The following is a 15,855-nucleotide window of genomic DNA, read 5'->3' on the forward strand; positions in this document are numbered from 1 at the left end:
AGCCTCGTTGTCGTTTCCATGCTACAGCTCCAATACCTCGTATGCGATCTTGACCCGGTACGCCTCGTTGGGAGCGGGCGCGCCGGCCATGTACATGACCTCGTGCCACCTCTTGCCCTTGAGGTCGCCCCACGTGAGGCCCCTCTCCTTGAGGTCGCCCCACGTCGTGGTGCCTCCTCTGATCGAGCCGCCGGTGTTGACGTACACGTCCGACGCCCCGTCGCGGATCGTGAGGCCCACGGCCGTGTGCGATCCGGGCGGCAGCACGACGTCCACGCCGTTCGCCACGACGTGGCAGGGCATCTGCGACTCGAACACGGGGCGCACCCGCCCCCGCCCCGGCAGCAGGCGCAGGTGCGCGCCCGCCTGGGCGTCGACCGTATGGACCTTCGTGCCGGCGGACTTGTAGGGATTCGCGGTGACCTTCACCTTTATCTTCCCAACGCGCATGAGCGTGTACCATTCGTCGATCGCGAAGCGGCCTCGGTACGTGTATCCGGGATCCATGCTCAACTGGTAATCGTGGACCCTGCCGTGGATGTATCGGGCAACGTCCGTCTTCGTCTTCTCGAAATCCAACGAGCCGACGGCGCCGAAGACGAACTCCTGCTCCCGATCCTCGTATAGCACGTCGCCGAACGACTCCGTCACGTCGAGGGAGCCGTCCCTGCCAGGCAGTTCGAGCATGCGCGCTTTCGGCGCCGGAGCGCCCAGAACGAATCCGTCCTCCATCACGAGGCCGTAACAAGAGAGCAGATCCCTGCCCCCGACCACGATCCTGTTCTTCATAATCCGCTCGACCTCCGTCTCTCGATAGTCCCGAGCCGGCGTCCGAGCCCAGGAGCAAGCGCGTTCGTCACCTCTCGGCCGTCGACGTACACGGCGACCTCGCCGCCGCCTGCCGAGCCGATAGCGGCTACCATCGCGTCGTACACGTCTTCTTTCGTGATTCCACCGTCGTTATCTACTGTCACGTTGACAGCGGAAGAAGATGATGGTTTCTCGGCTGACGCGCTCAGCCTCATGTTTTCGACGCTGCTCATAGAGGACGGAACGGCCGTGAATGTCGATTCGACCATCTTTCGTGCGGATTCAATCGCCATGCGCGTTTTGTTCCCGATGCCGATTGCCCAGCCCTCGGTGAAGAACTCGCCGGCCTCCTCCATCACTCTTGACGGAGAATGGATGTCCGCTTCCGCTTTCGCCGCGTTGATGGCGTCGCGCGCGACGCTTGCGGCGGCTTCGACCGCGATGGACCCGCCGTCGCTGATGCCTTTCGCGAAACCAGCCGACATATTGCGCCCGGCCCACCAGGCGTCGCCGTTCGCGCTGCTGAAATGGTCGGCGACGAGCTTGCTCGCCGCGTCTGCCGCTCCGACGGCCTGGCCCCTTCCGCCGTCCACGCCTGACTTGAACGAATCAGCCGCCATGTTATGGCCAGCCCACCAAGCGTCTTTCGATGCGCTGCTCATGCGGTCTGCTGCGAGCTTGCTTACGGCATCGGCTGACGATGCGACGGATCCCTGCGCCGCGTCGATGCCCGCGACGAGGGCGTTCCCTGCCTCTTCTGTGTTGTCCGCGACCTTTCCGGGCATCTGCCCCGTCTCGTAGTCCACTCCCTCGACGAGGCCCGCCGTCGCGCTCCGCACGGGAGGCGTCCCGCTCTCGACGGCGGAAGCAGCTGCATCCATCGCGCTGTCGGTTGCTTCGACGAACATCCTCGTTAGCGGGTCGTATGTATAGAGCATTCCGTCGCGCATGGTCATGACCGCCGTATCGACGCTTGGAGCGCCTGCCGCGATTCCGCCGGTGATCTGCGCCAGCGCGTCGTTCGTCACCTGCGAGAACTGACCGGTGACCGGATCGTAGGATTGCAGCATGCCGTCCTTGAACAGCAGCATGGCGCTTGCCGCGTTAGGAGTTTCGGCGGCGACTTCCTGGGTCGCGCCGGTTACGGCCTCCCGCATCTTCTGCGGCACCGCTATGCCCATCTGGTCGCACATGGCGATGATGTCGGCGGTGTTCGACCCGTACGCACCGGCGAGCGCCGTGAGCTGCTCGGTAGACATGCTCGCAAGGTCCGACGTCGAGTAGCCGAGTTCCGACAGCTTCTGCGAGAACGCGGCGACGTCGATGCCCGAATCGGCGAGGGCTTCGCTCCATTCCCGATTTTTCGCTATCAGCTCCTCCAGCTTCGGAGCCGTCCTGCTCAACGCGTCCTGCGCTTCCGAGGCCTTTCCGATCAGGCGCTTCTGGTACTCTTCGTTCTCGCCCATGGACTTCGTCAGGTCGTCGCGGGCGACTTTGCTCTCTTCCAGCTTGTTCACGAGGTGCTGCTGCTCGCTGGCTTCGGCTCTCGTGAGGTCGGTCCTGCGCCCGTTGAGCTCGTTCAGGCGCGCTTCATCTTCTGCGATCTCCTTGTTCAGATCGTGACGCTGTCGGTCGAGGTCGTACCATTGCTTCTTCATTTCGACCATTTGCTCTTGCGCGGCCTGGGCGTCCGCGTTCGCCACCCATGCTTCGGTGTTGCTCTTTATAGCGCCGGTGGATTCGCTAAGGATGCCGTTTTGAGCGTCGACGACGCTGTAGGACGTCCCGCACACCTCGTTCACGCCTGCGACGGCGGCTTGGAGCTTCTCCTGCTCCTCCTTGGTGAGAGCGGCCTTGTTGCCGTTCTCGTCGTACTTTCCGGTAAGCTGCTCGATGACGCCCATGTACTCTTCGATGAGCGCCTTGTCGGTGTTGACGTCCTGCCATGATTTCTTCATCTCGTCGGCGAGATCGGCTTGCTTCTTCATCGCATCATAGGCCGACGAGGCGAGTTCCTCGGTCTTGCCGGTCGCCGAGTCGATGACCGGGACGGCGCCCGAAAGGCTCGAGTTCATGGCGTCCACGGCTTCGCGGAGGCCGTCGGTCGCGCCCGACGCCGCGTCTGATCGCTGCTTCATGGAGTAGAGACGCTCGGCCGCTTTCTCCGCCGCAGCCATGACGAGCACGAAGGCGAGTGCGCCCGCTGCGGCTTTCAACGCCTTGGTGGCGGCGCTCAGGGCTCTCACGCCGACCGAAGCGACCTTCGCCTTCACGCCGACCGCGCTCGCCTCCGCCGACAGCTTCGCCGCGTCCCGAGATCCGTCTCCGAGCTTTTCAGCCAGCTTCCCGACGGCGCTCGACACTTTGCCCGTCGTTTTCAGGACGGGGCCCAGCGCCGCTGCCAAGGCGAGGGCCGCGACGATGGCCCTCTGCTGACCATCGTCCATTTCGGAGAACGCCTTCGCCCCGTCGCTTATGGCCTTGACGAGCGGCTCGGCTGCGTCCATAGCTTCGAGAAGCGCGTCTGCAAGGGGCCCGCCGACGGATTCCGCTATCGCGATAGCGCGGTTCTTCAACATCTCGAACTTGGCAGCGAGCGACTGGTTTCGGTTCTCGACCTCTTTCGACAGTGCGGTGTTCTTCGTCCATTCCTCGTTGGATTTCGCGACGGCGCTGCCGACGAGCTCCGAGTTTCCGGCAAGGCGCTTCATGATGTCGGTCTGGCGCACGCCGTCGATGCCGAGCTCTTGGAGCATGACCGACATGTTGCCGCCCTCGGCGGTCGTCGATTCCATGTTCGAGAGGAGCGCGGAAAGCGCGTCGACCGGGGCGTTTCGCCAAGCGTCGGCGAACTCCTGCGCAGACATGCCCGCGGTGCTCGCCCACGTCTCGACCGATGCGGAGTTGGTCGCTACGTCCTTGTCGATCTGGGCCATTATCGTGCTTACCGCCGTGCCGCCCGCTTCGGCTTCGACGCCCATCGCGGACAGCGCGGCTGCGAGGCCGAGGATGTCGGCTTGCGACATGCCGACCTGCGTTCCCGATGCGGCTATGCGCATCGCCATGGACGATATGTCCGATTCCGTGGTGGCGAAGCTGTTGCCCAGCCCGACGATGGCGCTTCCGTAGTTGCTGATCTCGCTGCGATTCATCTTCGTGATGTTGGCGAACTGGGCCATCTCGGTTCCGGCCTGCTCGGCGTTCATGTTCGTGGCGATGTCGAGGCCCGACACGACGCGCCCGAACTCGTCGAGCTCGTCTATGGCGAAGCCGAGCTGCGCGCCGAGGGCCTGGATGTCGAGTATCTGCGACGCGCTGACGGCGTTCGTCTGAGAGAACTCGATGGCCGATTGCTTGAGCTTCAGGTACTGCTCGTCCGTTCCGTTCACCGTCTTCTTGACGTTGGTGAGAGACGTGTCGATGCTCGCGGCGGCGGCGATGGTGGCGGCACCGGCGGCGGCCATCGGGACGGTGACCCCGGTCGTCAATGACGATCCGACGCCCTCGATCCTACGACCGACGGAAACGAGCCTATCGCCTGTGTTTTTCACGCTTTGCCCGAATCTATCGAGGCGGGAGGCGGCTAGGTTCTGCTGCACGATTGAATCGGCCAGCGCCTGCTTGTAGCCTTTGAGCTTCTGCTCGGTCATGACGATGTCGGATTGGAGCCTCGTCCATTGGTCGTGCTGCGCCGCCTTGTCGACGGGGCCGACGAAGGAGTCCGACATCTCGTGCTTGAGCTGCCTTTCAGCCTGCGCGAGCATTTCGAGCTGGTCCATCGTCGCGCTGATCGCCCGCCTGTAGTCCTTCTGCTGCTGAGCGAGCAGATTAGCGTTGGAAGGGTCCGCTTTCAGGGCCTTGGACAGCAGCTTCAAGTCGGACGATACGCCGCGCACCTCGCTCTTCGATTTTCTCAGGCCGCGGGAAAGGCTCGATGAGTCGACGCCGAGCTTGACCGTCAATCCTTTGTAAATATCAGCCATCTACAAGCCCCCTAACCGAGCAGCGCGTCTATGTCGGCCTGCGTGGCCTCTTTCTCCGTTGTTTCTGATTGAGGCTCGTAGGCCAAGTCCGCGTACGCGATGAAGTCGCGCATGGTCACATGCCTGATCTCAGCGAGCGAGAACCCTATCCGCAGCGCAGCCAATACGCTGCGCCATTCGTCCCACGGCTCTGGCGATCCTCCGCTTGGCTTTCCCGGTCTTTCGAACACGAAACAGCTCGGCCGATGCGGCCTTGTCGATCACCTCCATCGCGCGGGCGTCGCCCAGCGCGAACTCCTTCGGGTCGAACCCCCGCAGCCAATCGGCGTACGGGGGAACGGCGTCGTCGAAGGTGCGGGCCATCGCCCAGGCCACCTGAAGCAGGATCGACATGTCCGGCACATCTCCTGAGTAAGCCTCTTGGATGTCGGCGAGAATCCCCCGTCCGAACTCGGTGCGGTACACCAGATAGGTGTATGGCGAGCCTTGCATGGGCACCTCCATGCCGTATATGTCGGCCTTGAGCATATTAGACCGTAGGCTCGTTCGGCTTGATGACCGACGTGAAGAACTTGTCGTAGACGGCCTTGTTCTCCGTAGAGGGCTCGATGGACAGCTTCGTGATGTTCTTGCCGTCGATAGGCTCGGGGATCATGGTGATCGACAGCTTCTCGGTGGTGACCGTCGTGCCGTCCTCCTTCGTCTTGCTCTCGTCACTCGGACGCTGCGCCGTGCAGCTGTAGAACACGTTTCGGCGGTTCTTCACATCGCCGTTAACCTCGAAGAGCAGCGCGAAAGGAACCGCAACCAAATCCGCGTCTTCGACGAACGCGCCATTGGTATCGATAAATCCAAGACCGAGTGCAACTTTCACGGTATCGGGCAGAATTGCAAGCTCCAAATCTCCCGAATAGCCAGCGTTCGTGATAGCGGTGTAATACGGGATGTTGTCCGCGTAGAACTTGTCGGAGTTGCCCTCCGGGCTTGCCGTCAGGCTCACCGCTCCCGGAACCTTGACGGGAGCGCCGTACGTTCCCTCTCCGGTGCGCGGCGCTACATGGACGTTCGACAAGCCGAACCGAACGCGATTTTCCGTTCCCGACATATTTGCCTCCTAAATGAAAAAGCGGCCCGCAGGCCGCTATCCGATGGTTTTGATCAAGTAGATGGTTTGCAGGTACTGGTAAGGGTCATCAAAGCCGTACTCTCGCTTTTCAAAGCACCATCCAGCCTCATTGATGGCGGCTTCTAGCAATTTTTCATGCATTTCGTCTTTTGCTTCGGCATAAAGCTCTATTTGCCAGTTTTCGATCGGCATGTAGTTGATGCCATCAGCGCAAAGGTCGTTTGAATAGCTATACCTATACGCCACGTACGGCATCGGTGGTTGCTTGTCCGGCTTCCACGACGCGTACACGAACGGCAACCCGGAAGCTTTCGCGATAGCCGCGATCTTTGCCCTATCCATGCGCCATCCTTTGCAGTAAGTTGCCTTGAGCCTTGTCGGCAGCAGGGCCAATATGTGGATGCGCTCCTGCTGGGCGCGGGCCTCCGTGTCCAAACTCAAGCAGATGGGTGAGGCTAGGTTTCGTCACGTTGTAGACGCGCACATAGTAGCCGCCGAAACTGTCAAACTCAGTGCGCATGCGCCAGCCTGAGCCATACTTACCAGTTTTGCTTGGTGACGATCCTTTTAGATCGTTTACCAACTCGCGACCTGTTGCACTCACGGCCTTTTTTGAATCGACAACGCATTCGCGTAAGAAGTCATCGAGTATGCCATCGAAAGCAGCTCCGAAACCGGAGGCATCAACCACTACTCCCCCGCTCATTTCCTGACCTCCTTTGCTCTGATGATGACCGTCTCGTTTCTCATGTCGACGTTGTCTACCGACGTGATTGATAGCCTTTTGCCACGCCACAGCACGTAGGCCCTATCGAGATCAACGGCATCAAGCGATGGTACCCAGCGCATAAAGAACTTGCGTGTTTGTTCGCTTCCGAGTGCAGCCGCTTCCCAAAATTCACGCGAATTAAGGTTTGAAACTTTCGCGAACCCCCTGAACAAGACTCGCTGCGTTTCGCTTTGATCGCCCAAGTCGTCAACAATAAGTTCGTCGACCGCGATGGCAAACGGCTCCGTAAAATGGCTGCTAGGTTGCATCATCGATAAGGTTGTGGTCGTGCAGCGAAAGGATGGTCTCGACCGTCCTGTTCAGGTTCGCCTTGTCCACGTAGCGGGTTCGGTTGTCGTACATGTCGCCGATGAGCACGAGCACCGCAATGGTAAGTTCTTCGTGTGCGTCGATGTAGGCAGTGTCGATATTGCAATACTCCTCGACAAACGCAATAGAGGCGATTTCCAGTGCCTCTATATACGTTTTGTCTTCATCTGAGACGAAATCAGGATGCAGGCGCAGGTGGTTCAGTATCATGCTCTCTTGCATCTCGCTTAGCTTCATTCCGAACCTCCTTTACTGGATACCCCTGCTCAAGCATTACTTTGCCTGTCTTTTCATCAACTTCGAGCGTGTTTCCGATACCGGCAGAACCAAGCGCCCCCGAAAAGCACGCCGTTGCCACCAGCTTCATTAGGCCGACTTCATCTTGAGCTGAGCGATTGCCTGCTCGACCTGGATCTTAGCGTCCACTTCGAGCCATCCGACGGCACCGATGGCGTGCTGCGTCGCGTAGAACTCCTGAAGCACCTGGATGGTCGGGTCTTCGGCGAACTTGCACGCAAGCCCGGAGAAGTCACCGTAGAAGATCGCTGCTTTCCCTGCTGCCATCTCGGGCATGTTGTCGGATGTGTACACGGGCTTGCCGAGGAGGACCTTGCCGAACGGGGCGGTGATGTCGTCTTGCAGCAGATAGCGGCCGTTCGAATCCTTGAGCTTGCGAATCGCGGTGCGCGTCTTGCGGTTCATGATCCACATAGCGCCTGACTGGTAGAAGTCGATGACGCTCTCTTGCAGGTCGATAAGCTCGTCTGCGGAGACCGCGGTCGCCGCAGCGGCGGTAACGGTCTGCTTGCAGGTGGAAAGCCCCTCGATCTTGCCTGAGGTGCCGATCAACAACTCTTTCTCAAGCCAGCGCGCGATCTTCATGGACATGTCGTCGACCACGAACGCCACAAGCGAGACGTCGCTGTTGTTCATGAGCGATCGACTAACCTTGGTCAGAGCACCGGCCAAAAAGCCATTGAGGGTGATTTTCGCGAACTTGCCGACGTTGGCCTCAAGCGTGGCGAACTCATCAGCGTACGAAACGCTGATAGCACTCGTCTCTTCATCGTAATACGGCAGGTCGAGCTGTCCCTTTACGTTGTAATGGGTTGCCGCATTGACGATGGGCGAAATCTCGTACACTTTCTTGATGATGCGGTTAGCGATCGTCTTTGGGATGATCGCTCCGTTATCAGCGGCAACGAGATTCTTGTCGGCTCGCGTCTCGACCTTGCCGCGAATGTAGGCCGCAAAAGCGCGCTCTTCTGCTTGCTCGTTAGTTTCGCTGGAACCTTCGCCGCGCGGCTGCGGCACGTCGAGCTTCTCGCGCGCCTGCTTGATTTTCTCGATCGTGGAATCAAGCGCACGAACCTCGTTCTCAAGTTCCTTAAACGTGCCGTCTTCTTCATCGGTGAGCGCACGGGTCTCGTTGACGGCGGCGTTCATGATCGCGTTCATGTCGTCGATTTTCGAGTTGCGCTTTTCCATGAGCGCCTTGAGCTTCTCCATTTATTACCTCCATTTTTGATTTTTGGCATAAAAAAAGCGCCCGCAGGCGCTCATTTACTTTGGTTGTTGATTAGCGTTTAAGCTCATCGATAACTGACGTATACGGCGAGTAATCAATCTGTTCTTCGCGAGTCTCTAACACGTCAACATTTTGGACGTCCATCGTTCGGTACTCTACGGGAGCATCCGAACCTTCAACGTCGCGCGTAAGAACACTTGTTGCGGCGTATGCTGGGAGTTTCCGCATGTCAAGAATGGATACCTCGCGCAAATCCATGTCTTCGACGTAACGGCGGCGCATTCCGTCTACTTCAACCCATCGCTCTTGCAACGGGATAAAGCCGAAACTCCACCCACGCAACTCGCGCTTCTTTGCCTTGTCGATAGCTTCAGGATCGGTCACGCACGCGCGAGCAAAAAGACCGACGCCGTCTTCGTGCAGCTCCAAGTTGTCTCCCTCGGTGCCAAGCACGCGCGTCTCGTCGTGGTTGAGCAGCATTTCGCGCCTTCCACGTTGCAAGGCGCGCGCGAAAGCGCCGGGTTGGATGACCTCGACGAAATAGCCGTCCTTGTCGCGCAGCGGTCGTGATTCGCGGCCTACCGCGTTCACGTACCCTTCGATCTCAGCCGAATCATTCCTCAACGTCACTTGCATTTTCTTCACCTCCCTCGAAGGGTTGCATGGTTTCGCTTTCGCCAGTGGGCATGCTGTCCAGGCCTATCGCCTTGCCCATGTTCGGGATGATGATCTTCTTAGCTGCCGGATCGAGCAGGACGTCCTGCAGTCCGAGGCTGATGTAGTCGAGGCCCAGCGGCGGAAGGTTCTCGCGTCGACGAACTTCGTCAGGTTTGACGAACCCGTTCTTCTTCGCAACAGCCCATGCCTCCCATCTCTCCTTCATGTCTGCTTTTGCGAGTTCAGACAGATCAAAATCGAAAAAGTAGCTCTCTTTCTCGCTTTCGAGTAGTAGCGTCTTGTTTAATGCAGCCCTGAAGTCAGCGAGTAACGGGATAATGCAGTAGCGGACATAGTTGTCGCGATCATTTTTCGACGCGTTGTCGGTACCGCCGCCTCGGATGATGGAGGGCGGCATCTTGAACATGGCGTAGATGTCGTCCGAGTTCGTCTGCTTGTTCTCGTTGAGCTGCATCTCGGTCGAAGTCGCCGAAGCCTCTTGGAAAGTCACGCCGTCGTTGAGGATGATCATGCTTTCCTCAGCGCGACCGAAGAACCTTCTCCAGGCATCGCGCAGCGACTTGAGCGCACTCGGTCCGAGCTTTTTGGCGGACTGAAGATACCCTCGCTTGTTTCCGTCGCGTGCGACGAGCGATCTTTCGTAGAGCATGGTCATGTACGCGACAGACAGGGCTTCGCGGTTAGCGTCTACGACGCTTCTGCCGAACCGCCCGTCTCGTGTTGCGCGCAAGATGCGGACGAAATCCCATGGAAAGTACTCGCGCCCTTGGACTAAGAAGCCTGATTGCTTGAAAATAGGGTCGTAGTTCGACCCGATGAGCGGCTGCACCGATCCGCACTCGACATAGTGGAGGCTCTTCACTTCGTTTCTAACGCGGTTGACGTATATGTTTCCGCCAACGCTCGAGCAATAATAGTCTTCCACGACGGCTTTAATCATTTCGGGGGCGGTCAGCGTGTCGCCCGTGTCCCCGTTGAGCAGCCTTACGCGCTTGTCATCAAGGACTTCGTGCGTCTCCACTCCGTCATCGCTGAAAAGCTTAATCGGCAACGACGCGATGGTGCCCGATATGGTGTCGACGCATGCGGCGAACGCCGGTATGGCCATCGCTTCTTCTTTCCCAACCGATACGGTATTGATAACCGACCCTGCGGTCAAATCCTCAGCCGTCAACTCTTCTTCGACCGCGCGTGTAGTTAATCCAAAAATTCCCATGATCACCTCCTTATTGACAAACAAAATCGTCATCGCCGAACAGCACGTCTTGCTGAAGCAGGTACACCGCGTCGATGATCGCCATCACCATGTCGACCTTGCCGTTCGACCTCTTCTTGCTCACGTACCTGTTCAGGTTCGTGTCGTACGTGCATTTCGCGTTCTGGAAGTTAATTTCCAGCATCTTGTTCGCACGGTATCTGAACTTCCTCGACTCGATCTTCTCCGAGAGGAGCTTGGTCGGCGGATGGAGCACGCTCGAATGCTGCTTGATCTCGACGGTCGTGTAGCCAGCCTCCTCCCATTTCTGCGACGAGGACAGGGCGTTGTACCTGTCGTATCCGATCGAGACGACCGTTCCGCCGTACTCTTCTTCGATACTCTCCACGAACCGCTCGATGACCGAGTAGTCGACGACCATGTCGCCGCACGCCACGCAGTTGCCGGCGGCGATGAACTGGCGGTAGTCCACGTGCTCGTACTTGGACTTCTCTTCTATTCGCTCTTCTGGTATAAACGCCTTTACGTCGCAAACTATCTCGTCATCTTCTTCAAACACCACCGCAACCGCGCAGTTGTCGTTGCTCATGGCGAGGTCAACGCCTACATACAATTCGCGACCAGAAAAATCAATACATTCGCAGCTTCCTGCACGTACCGCATCAACGGGAACGAACGTTTCGGTTCCAGCTCCCGAGTAAATGATGTTGCAGTGCTTTGTGAGAAAGTTTTCACGCTTATTTTCTACGGCAATGGCAGCAGAACGTTTTTTCAAAAGATCGTTCCATACCGCTTCCATCTCAAGAGCAAGAGGGTTTCCATGCGCAAGGATAGTGTTGTCCGTCATCCATTCTTTCGGATCATCCGGTTCATACAAGAGCGCGAAGAGCGTTTCGTCTACATCGATACCGTCAAGCGATCGTTTTGCAACCTTGACTTCATCTTCCATTGGGTTATCGATGGTTGGATACTTTGTCGATATGCAAAATCCAAGACGATTCTTCGTCACCATCAACTGACCAGATCGCATTGATTCAATGGCATAGTTGGTAGGTAGCGCGCCAATCTCATCCGCAATAAAGACGTTTGGCTCTTTGCCGTCCATGCGGTTGGTCGAATAGTTAAGCGGCTTGTATTCGGTTTTTTTACGCTTCGATCTAACCCAATCACGCCGAACGTCAAGATCGTTTTCTAAAGCCTCAGCATTGATGGTGATAAGAGGCTCAAGGGCCTGCTTTATCTCACGAGCTAGCTCTCCATCGGGCGCGACGCTGAAGAACCTAGAAAACGGTGGCTCAAGAAGAAACAACAACAAGAATAAAACAGCAACGACGAATGTCTTTCCGTTTTTACGACATATTTCAAGCAGTGCTGTTTCGTACCTACGCCTTGTTTTGTCGTCGCGGTAAACGCAACACAAGAGTGCCGTAACGATAAGCCAATCAAAGCCAGCAAATGCATCATATACCGTGTGCCCTACTTTTGGCCCTTTAGCCATAATGAGCAATTTAAGTATGCGACATATCTTGCGCAGCAACACCCGATCAACGAAATACTTAGGGTCATCGCCGTCCCACATTTTTAAGAAATCAGCGCACTGTAGCTTTACGTATCTAGGCACAAGATTATCAGGTTTAACCCCATCAACATGCGGCGCGTATAGCGTACCGTTTACGGCGGCGCGGGCGTAATCTGCTGCATGGTCATCCTTCATCTTCATCGTCCATGACGTCAAATACAGAGCTCTTCTTTGTCGCCTTTGCTGCCGCGTCGTTTGCTATCTTGCTGCGAGCAGATGGAGTGAGTCCAAGTTCGATAAGCCACTTTTTCGCAATCTCGGAATACTTCTGGTAGACGAGGATCGACTTGTTTTGTTCTGGCACGAGCTCGCCTCGCGCGTTTGGCATATCGACTATTAGTCCTTCTGAGCTGATCGCCTCCCGACACTCGCGCATCTTGTCGAGTGCGTCGGCCGCCGTCTCAAGTGTGTAACCGTCAACTTTAGCAAGCGCGTCGTTTGGCATGGCATTAGCAAGCTCGGCGAATACGATCATTCCTGACTCCGACAGCATCATAGGTTCATAATCAGCAATGTTCCCACGCCGCCATTCTGCCTCAACTTGAGCGCGCCTATCTTTCTGCGCTTTTGTCTGATGACCTTTCGACGCACCGGAAACAACAGCTCTTCTAGCCATGGGATCACCTCCGAATTATTTATTAAAGGAACTTTGTGTGTCTTGTCTAGCGGCGTTGGTCTACGTCTGACGCGCCACCTAAGCCTGCGAGAGACGGGGGGATACCTTCCTCCGACTCGTAAGCCCATCGGCGCAGCACGTCGGCTCTAATCGCCCCAGATTCAGCCAACTCATGATAGTAACCACACAATGTAATAAGATTGTCGTTGTCGAGGCGTGCGTCCCACTCGCTCTCTACCTTGACGATATGATGTACTTGCAAGGCATCAGTAACAAGCCGTGGTGGATCTTCGCGCAGGCTCGCTTGACATAGTCCTAAGTCTCGCGTCACTATCTCGTCGCGCTTACGTTGCCAAGCTGCGCTGCTGCGAAACCTCTGCGCGTCGGTTCGCTCTTGAGATAGCGAGCTCTTGCACTTGATGCGAGAATCATGGATGCGCCCGCACACTGGACATGATCTAAGCATGTCGCCCGTCCATCGGCGACCCATGGTTGGCAAAGCACTCCATCAGCCCATCGTATTCATCAACACGAACGATTGTTCCCGCTCTGAATAAGCGCGGCACTGGTATACCGCACGCGCGAAGCATTGCATTGCTTATGAGGTTATCCTTGCGCAATGCAGCGCGAATCATGTGATCGATGCTGACCATGGCAACCTCCTAGTTAATGATTAAGCGTAGATAATCTCTACTCCGTATGCCTTAGCTACCTCGTGCTCGATACGACAGCCGCGCGTGGTCTCCCATCCGTTACAAAAATATGCAGCGTAGCAGTTACACATTGCCTCAAGGCTTTTTGCCATAAAGCAAAGCGGGATATTTACAACTCCGCGCTCGTCCATAGCCTCTTTGCTGTACCACTCATCTGTAAACCGCGTGTTAATTACCTCGTAGCCCATAGCAGTAAGCGCCTCGATAGCCGCATCGCGCGTTGCAGTTATCTCATCCTCGGTCTTGCCTGCCATAGGCTGGCTCAACATGGCTTTTTTAGTTTTAGCGTCTTGCATATAAACCTCCCGGCTTTGGGCATAAAAAAAGCCGCCCCTTATTGGGACGGCTCGACTGGTTACACTGTATCAAATATTTCACTGCAATTTACTGCACACTTTTGCGCTGTCGGTATTCCGGCGGAATGAAATGCCATAGGCGACACATGGCCTGCTCATGCAGGCTGTACATCTTGCGCTCGCTCATAGGCCGAGCGCCGACCGCGAACATCTTGTGGATCGCCGGGAAGCTGACGCCCTCGAAGTAGCGCAGGTAGACGATCTGAACCATGTCGCCGTCAGCAAGGCAGTCGAGCGTCGATATGGCTCGATCGCGCTCGTCCACGTATTCGATGAGCCGCGTGTCCAGGGCGTCGCAGTAGTCGTAGAGCTTGACGAACCCGCGCTCGAGGCTGTCGCCCTCCATCGTCCGGCTCACGCGCTCGCCGCCCTCCACCCCGTTGAGGGCGAGGCGCGACTGCTGGCGCTCGATCTCAGCCTCCAGGCTGCTTATGCGGCGGTCGAGGCTGAGGACGTGTCGGAAGTAATCCTGCGCCTGCCTGTACTTGGGAGAGTGCGACACCCTACCGGGCATTGGCAGCCTCCATCTCCATGATCGCGTTTCTGACTTCGGGCGAAACCTTTCGAAGAAGTTCCGCTTCGACGCTCTGCCGCAGTGGCGTTCCGTCGTCACCTCCCGACCAGTACGGCGAGCAGCGGTACTCCTCGGTCAAATTCCCGTCCTCGTCGATCACGCCGCAAGCGGTCAGGAACAGCTCCGAGAACCTCCGGTACTGCTCGCTTCCCTCGTCCATGTGGTCGATGACGTTGCACATGTAAGCCTTGAACTCGCCTTTGCCCATTGTCACGCTCAACTGATCCTCCGATCGCAAGAGTCCGATGATGGTTCCATTATAATTTATCGCTTCCATTATCACTATGCCAACAGGCGTTACACGAAAAAGGCACCGCCGAAGCGGTGCCCGTTCAGTTACGCCATGGCCGCCTTCTTCGGCCTGCCAACGACTCCGGGGTTTCGCTTTCGCTCGTCAATGCTGTCGACGGTCACCCACGTCCTCGCCCCGTCCTTGTAGGCATCGAGCAAACCGTCCTTGATCATCGCTGTGACGCGGGCGGGCGTCACGCCGAGCATGCGCGCCGCCTCGGACGCCGAGACCTTCTTGACGGCGTCCAAGCCCGCCTCGACCGAGACCACCATGAGGATGCCGCCTTCCTGCGGCTCGTGGCCGAACGTCGCCTTCGGCAGGTCGATCCCGCGCATCAAGCGGTGCTCGACGTCCATGCGAAGCCAGTCGGCCGCCATCTCGGATGCTTCCTCGATCGTGCTCCCCTGCGTTGCGCCGTCCATGTCGAACGGGGCGGCGATCCAGAACCCGTCGCCTCGGAACAGCTCGAACTCGTACGTGTACTGCATAACGGCCTCCTGCCTGAAGGGGTGGAGCGGCGGGGCTATTTCAACCCCGCCTGCTTCTTGATTATCTTGAACATCCGATCGTCGATCTCCCTGTGCCGCGCCACTATCGTGTACCTGCCGTCGGGGTTCTCGAACTTCTCGTGGTTCGTGCCGCCTTTGCTCACGAACCCGTTCTCCTCGAGAAGCCTTACCACGTCCCTCCTCTTCGTCATCTTCTCTCCTTCGCTTTCCTGTAGGTATATTATAAAAGATATTTAACAATTATTCAAGCATATTGTTAAAGTATTTTCACAATATTAGAAACCGGACGGAGGCGAAGAACGCGCCGGATCGGCCGCCAGTCACGTCATCTCGATCCTAGTGTTGGCCTCCTCCCACAGCCACTCGCGCAGGTCGTCGAGCGTGACGTATCCCTTTACGTAGCTGTCGTACAGGTCCACGCACATGTCGACGAACCGCTCCTCCCGGTTCTTGCCGCCGACCTCCCTGGGCATCAGCTGCCCGAACTTGTCGTGCAGAACCATCGCGGGTATGGCCAGCATCAGGATGAACGCGGCGTTGATGGCCTCGTTCGTCGCCTCCTTCTTCATGCCAGCGAGCTGCTGGGCGCTCATGTTGTACGTCGGCTCCGGTTTCTTGATGCCCGCCTTGCGTCGTTGCGCTCGGTTCATGCTTGATCCCTCCTCGATCGGCTCTCGGTTGGCGCATGCATGCACTTCGGCGTGCCCGCACGCCTGCTCGTGGGCGCAGCCGGGGCATACGCTCCTCGTCGTCATCGACGGTCCTCCTTCTTCCTT

20 protein-coding genes are annotated in these 15,855 nt (G+C 57.5%); all 20 read right to left on the reverse strand.

Annotated features, from left to right (window positions below; genetic code table 11):
* Positions 1-21: 21 nt before the first annotated feature.
* On the reverse strand, positions 22-789 hold the full coding sequence (locus ACMNI9_RS08260) for a hypothetical protein (RefSeq protein ID WP_418831548.1): 768 nt from the start codon (positions 787-789) through the stop codon (positions 22-24).
* A complete protein-coding gene (locus ACMNI9_RS08265) occupies positions 786-4,793 on the reverse strand; it encodes a phage tail tape measure protein (RefSeq protein ID WP_418831550.1) in 4,008 nt (1,335 codons plus the stop codon). Before ACMNI9_RS08265 ends, ACMNI9_RS08260 begins: the two co-directional genes overlap by 4 nt.
* A gap of 129 nt (positions 4,794-4,922) precedes the next feature.
* Positions 4,923-5,321 carry a hypothetical protein gene (locus ACMNI9_RS08270; RefSeq protein WP_418831552.1) on the reverse strand — a complete coding sequence of 133 codons (399 nt, stop codon included), beginning with the start codon at positions 5,319-5,321 and terminating at the stop codon, positions 4,923-4,925.
* Between the two features lies 1 nt (position 5,322).
* Positions 5,323-5,898, reverse strand: coding sequence for a major tail protein (locus tag ACMNI9_RS08275; protein WP_418831554.1), 576 nt, complete (start codon positions 5,896-5,898; stop codon positions 5,323-5,325).
* Positions 5,899-5,934: 36 nt separating this feature from the next.
* Positions 5,935-6,261 (reverse strand): hypothetical protein, encoded by a 327-nt coding sequence (locus ACMNI9_RS08280; protein ID WP_418831556.1) that lies wholly within the window; start codon positions 6,259-6,261, stop codon positions 5,935-5,937.
* Positions 6,254-6,625, reverse strand: coding sequence for an HK97 gp10 family phage protein (locus tag ACMNI9_RS08285; protein ID WP_418831558.1), 372 nt, complete (start codon positions 6,623-6,625; stop codon positions 6,254-6,256). The genes ACMNI9_RS08280 and ACMNI9_RS08285 overlap by 8 nt, the downstream gene beginning before the upstream one ends.
* Positions 6,622-6,960 (reverse strand): head-tail adaptor protein, encoded by a 339-nt coding sequence (locus ACMNI9_RS08290; RefSeq protein ID WP_418831560.1) that lies wholly within the window; start codon positions 6,958-6,960, stop codon positions 6,622-6,624. The genes ACMNI9_RS08285 and ACMNI9_RS08290 overlap by 4 nt, the downstream gene beginning before the upstream one ends.
* Positions 6,947-7,255 (reverse strand): head-tail connector protein, encoded by a 309-nt coding sequence (locus tag ACMNI9_RS08295; protein WP_418831562.1) that lies wholly within the window; start codon positions 7,253-7,255, stop codon positions 6,947-6,949. Before ACMNI9_RS08295 ends, ACMNI9_RS08290 begins: the two co-directional genes overlap by 14 nt.
* 129 nt (positions 7,256-7,384) lie before the next feature.
* Positions 7,385-8,527 (reverse strand): phage major capsid protein, encoded by a 1,143-nt coding sequence (locus ACMNI9_RS08300; protein ID WP_418831563.1) that lies wholly within the window; start codon positions 8,525-8,527, stop codon positions 7,385-7,387.
* A gap of 70 nt (positions 8,528-8,597) precedes the next feature.
* Positions 8,598-9,176 carry an HK97 family phage prohead protease gene (locus ACMNI9_RS08305; protein WP_418831565.1) on the reverse strand — a complete coding sequence of 193 codons (579 nt, stop codon included), beginning with the start codon at positions 9,174-9,176 and terminating at the stop codon, positions 8,598-8,600.
* Positions 9,160-10,440, reverse strand: coding sequence for a phage portal protein (locus tag ACMNI9_RS08310; protein ID WP_418831567.1), 1,281 nt, complete (start codon positions 10,438-10,440; stop codon positions 9,160-9,162). The genes ACMNI9_RS08305 and ACMNI9_RS08310 overlap by 17 nt, the downstream gene beginning before the upstream one ends.
* 10 nt (positions 10,441-10,450) lie before the next feature.
* Positions 10,451-12,154, reverse strand: a complete 1,704-nt coding sequence (locus ACMNI9_RS08315; protein ID WP_418831569.1) for a terminase TerL endonuclease subunit — start codon at positions 12,152-12,154, stop codon at positions 10,451-10,453.
* On the reverse strand, positions 12,144-12,635 hold the full coding sequence (locus ACMNI9_RS08320) for a phage terminase small subunit P27 family (RefSeq protein ID WP_418831571.1): 492 nt from the start codon (positions 12,633-12,635) through the stop codon (positions 12,144-12,146). Before ACMNI9_RS08320 ends, ACMNI9_RS08315 begins: the two co-directional genes overlap by 11 nt.
* Positions 12,636-13,093: 458 nt before the next feature.
* Positions 13,094-13,288: a hypothetical protein gene (locus ACMNI9_RS08325; protein ID WP_418831573.1), complete on the reverse strand. Its 195-nt coding sequence runs from the start codon at positions 13,286-13,288 to the stop codon at positions 13,094-13,096.
* A 20-nt stretch (positions 13,289-13,308) separates the two neighbouring features.
* The gene (locus ACMNI9_RS08330) at positions 13,309-13,644 is read right to left on the reverse strand and encodes a DUF4406 domain-containing protein (RefSeq protein ID WP_418831574.1); all 336 of its coding nucleotides are present in this window, start codon (positions 13,642-13,644) and stop codon (positions 13,309-13,311) included.
* A gap of 88 nt (positions 13,645-13,732) precedes the next feature.
* Positions 13,733-14,218, reverse strand: coding sequence for a hypothetical protein (locus ACMNI9_RS08335; protein ID WP_418831576.1), 486 nt, complete (start codon positions 14,216-14,218; stop codon positions 13,733-13,735).
* Positions 14,208-14,492 carry a hypothetical protein gene (locus tag ACMNI9_RS08340; protein WP_418831578.1) on the reverse strand — a complete coding sequence of 95 codons (285 nt, stop codon included), beginning with the start codon at positions 14,490-14,492 and terminating at the stop codon, positions 14,208-14,210. Before ACMNI9_RS08340 ends, ACMNI9_RS08335 begins: the two co-directional genes overlap by 11 nt.
* A gap of 122 nt (positions 14,493-14,614) precedes the next feature.
* Entirely contained in the window at positions 14,615-15,058 is a 444-nt protein-coding gene (locus ACMNI9_RS08345) for a type II toxin-antitoxin system HicB family antitoxin (RefSeq protein ID WP_418831580.1), read from the reverse strand.
* Between the two features lie 35 nt (positions 15,059-15,093).
* Positions 15,094-15,270 (reverse strand): type II toxin-antitoxin system HicA family toxin, encoded by a 177-nt coding sequence (locus ACMNI9_RS08350; protein ID WP_418831581.1) that lies wholly within the window; start codon positions 15,268-15,270, stop codon positions 15,094-15,096.
* Between the two features lie 129 nt (positions 15,271-15,399).
* Positions 15,400-15,834, reverse strand: coding sequence for a hypothetical protein (locus ACMNI9_RS08355; RefSeq protein ID WP_418831583.1), 435 nt, complete (start codon positions 15,832-15,834; stop codon positions 15,400-15,402).
* Positions 15,835-15,855: the final 21 nt, after the last annotated feature.

It is taken from the genome of Paraeggerthella sp. (assembly GCF_048427265.1).
Classification (GTDB): Bacteria; Actinomycetota; Coriobacteriia; order Coriobacteriales; family Eggerthellaceae; genus Paraeggerthella; species Paraeggerthella hominis.